This window comes from Idiomarina sp. UBA3162, from assembly GCF_002364475.1.
Classification (GTDB): domain Bacteria; phylum Pseudomonadota; class Gammaproteobacteria; order Enterobacterales; family Alteromonadaceae; genus Idiomarina.
Genome location: NZ_DEYI01000043.1, coordinates 1 through 2,755 on the forward strand (window position 1 = coordinate 1; position 2,755 = coordinate 2,755).

Below are 2,755 nucleotides of genomic sequence, written 5' to 3' on the forward strand. Positions count from 1 at the left end.
TCAAAAGCCACGTTAAACGTATTAAAGAGACGAGCGGAGTTGTTGCGGCAACTTCGTTCGTTTTTTTTCGAGCGCGATGTTTTAGAGGTTGATACACCACTATTGTGTCAGCACGGTGTCACTGACCGCCATATTGAAAACCTTAGTACGCGAGATAGTCAAAACAACCTACGTTATCTTCAAACCTCCCCTGAATACGCGATGAAGCGTTTGTTAGCCCAATACCGACATAGCATTTATCAGTTAAGCCATGTAGTACGTGATGATCCGGTGGGGCGTCACCATAACCCTGAGTTTATGATGCTGGAGTGGTATAGAGTGGGTTTGGACGATGATCAACTGATAGCTGAGATTGATGAGCTATTAACGTCAGTTGCTGATGCACCGCCTCTGGTAAAGTTGACGTATCAAGATGCCTTTTTGCAGCACATGCGGTGTGACCCTCTAACATCCGATGGAATACAGGCTATTCATCAGCGGTTAAAAGAGGATGAGCGTACACAACAATGGATGGCGGATGAAGATGATGAAAATACCATACTGCAAGTTGCGTTTAATTTTTATATCGAACCGCGGCTATCTTATTCTCAGCCTACGGCTATCACGCATTTTCCTGCAAGCCAAGCTGCTCTAGCGCAAATTGATTCAAAAGATCCGCGGGTGGCACGCCGATTCGAAATTTATTGGCAAGGTGTTGAGCTCGCCAATGGTTATTTTGAACTCACAAATGCGGCCGAGCAGTCACTGCGGTTTGAACTTGATATTAAAGCGCGAGAGATTGCTCGACTTCCGTATCGTCGCGCCGACAATTTATTGTTGGCAGCGCTTGAGCATGGAATACCTCAATGTGCTGGCGTCGCTATGGGGGTTGATCGTCTTTTGATGATTGTGGTGAATGCCGATGCGATTGACCAGGTGTTACCGTTCTCCTATCAGTCTGCTTAGTGATTATATAGTGATCTCCCTTGCTACAACGTTGCGTATGTTATAATATAACAGGCTAATCGTGGTGAAGGAGGTCTTATGACTTATTCAAAGCAACAAAAATTGGATCGCGCTGGTATTTGGATTACCACTGTGTGTGCTATTCATTGTTTGTTACTACCTCTGATCCTTCCCCTGTTGGCACTCGTTGGCTTTTCTTTTCTTGGAGAAGACCTTCTCGAAAATGCGATTCTAGGTATCAGTGTTGTGGTTGGCTTAACGGCATTGATCGGCGGAGCAAAACAGCATGGTAAATGGTCGTTGTTACTCCCCCTGTTAGCTGGCGCTTTAATCTATTCTCAACGTGATGTACTTGGCCCGTGGGGCGAGCCGGTTATCATCGCGGTAGGCGCTGGTTTGATCATCTACGCTCATATTAGTAATTTACGTCGTTCACGTAAATTAACGGCTTCAACAAGTGCTCCCCTCGCTGAAGCCGAAAATATCTAGCCCACTTTTCGTTCCAATAGTACGCCGGCTTCGATATGGTGTGTATAAGGAAACTGATCGAATAAAGCCGCTTTTGTAACGGTAAACTGATTGCTCAGGTCATCTATATTCCTTATCAGTGTTTCTGGATTACAGGATATATAAAGTATCCGTTGATACTGACTCACCACATCAAGCGTAAGATCATCCAGACCTGCGCGAGGTGGGTCGACAAGCACGGTCCCAAAGTCGTAGCTTGTTAGGTCGATATTCTGTAAACGTCGCTTTTCTATGTCACCTTTGAGTGCTTCACTGAATTCCTCTGATGACATACGAATAAACTCAACATTATTGATTCCGTTCATTTCGGTAGCTAACTGAGCCGAAGCGACTGACCGTTTGCTGATTTCGGTAGCAAGTACGTGTTCAAATTGCGTTGAGAGTGGTAGGGTAAAGTTACCGTTTCCACAATACAGCTCGAGCAAATCGTGTTTGGCTGTTCCCACACTATTTATTGCCCAAGTTATCATTTGCTTGTTGATCTCGGCATTCGGTTGAGTGAATGCATTTTCGGTTTGCACGGTCTTCCAGTGACGATCACCGATATTCAAGCACTCGACAACTTCATCGGTTCCGATGACATGTTTTTGCTTTCGTGCACGACCTATGAGTCCAAGCTTGTCAGTTAGTGATGACAATGTGGTATGCATTTGCTCAGCGGCTTGTTCCCATTCTGTATCTAATTGCTTGTGGTATAAGCATGAGATAACTGCTTCATTAGTTGTGGTCGTTAGAAAGTCGACCTGAAACAACTTATTCCTTAGGATCGGTTTATCGATGACGTAGTCTCTAACGGCTTTCATCAAAGTATTAATAAGATGAGCGCCTGGAACAAACTCGTCCATTCGTATCTTCTCCCGCGTTTCGGGATTAAACATAATGTAGTATAAGTCATCCTGTTCATGCCAAACGCGAAACTCTGCACGCATACGGTAGTGGGTGCGAGGTGATTCGTGCAGTTCAAGTTCCCCTTTATAGTAAGGGGATAATAGTTGCTGTAGTCGTTGCGACTTATCGGTAAATTGCGCCGGGTATTCTGAGGTATCGATTGTTTTGTAGGTCATGGCTAATACGCGTTGCTTTAAATTGATGGCTATTAGTTTATCATTTTTGCTGCGTGAGTGCGGTATTGCTGACTTATTAGGCAAATTTATGCGTGATTGTGTTGGGTTTATTTACATTTGATGAGAATCTGCGCAAACGAACAAAGGAGTTAAAAAAAGCCCTTGACCCGCGGAGATAAATGTCTAAAATACGCCCCACGTTTGAGGCAGACAACGAA

General features: G+C 44.5%; 3 protein-coding genes. 2 read left to right on the plus strand and 1 reads right to left on the minus strand.

Annotated elements, in window-relative coordinates:
* Both epmA and B2X00_RS04915 read left to right on the plus strand, forming a co-directional pair.
* Positions 1–945, plus strand: a 945-nt coding sequence (epmA, locus tag B2X00_RS04910; RefSeq protein ID WP_290486355.1) for an EF-P lysine aminoacylase EpmA, incomplete at its 5' end; no start/stop codon positions are given.
* A gap of 78 nt (positions 946–1,023) precedes the next feature.
* Complete coding sequence (locus B2X00_RS04915) at positions 1,024–1,434, plus strand: MerC domain-containing protein (RefSeq protein ID WP_290486356.1); 411 nt, start codon at positions 1,024–1,026, stop codon at positions 1,432–1,434.
* On the opposite strand, the gene trmA is transcribed toward B2X00_RS04915, so the two are convergent.
* Complete coding sequence (trmA, locus tag B2X00_RS04920; protein WP_290486357.1) at positions 1,431–2,537, minus strand: tRNA (uridine(54)-C5)-methyltransferase TrmA; 1,107 nt, start codon at positions 2,535–2,537, stop codon at positions 1,431–1,433. The genes B2X00_RS04915 and trmA overlap by 4 nt on opposite strands.
* Between the last annotated feature and the right edge of the window lie 218 nt (positions 2,538–2,755).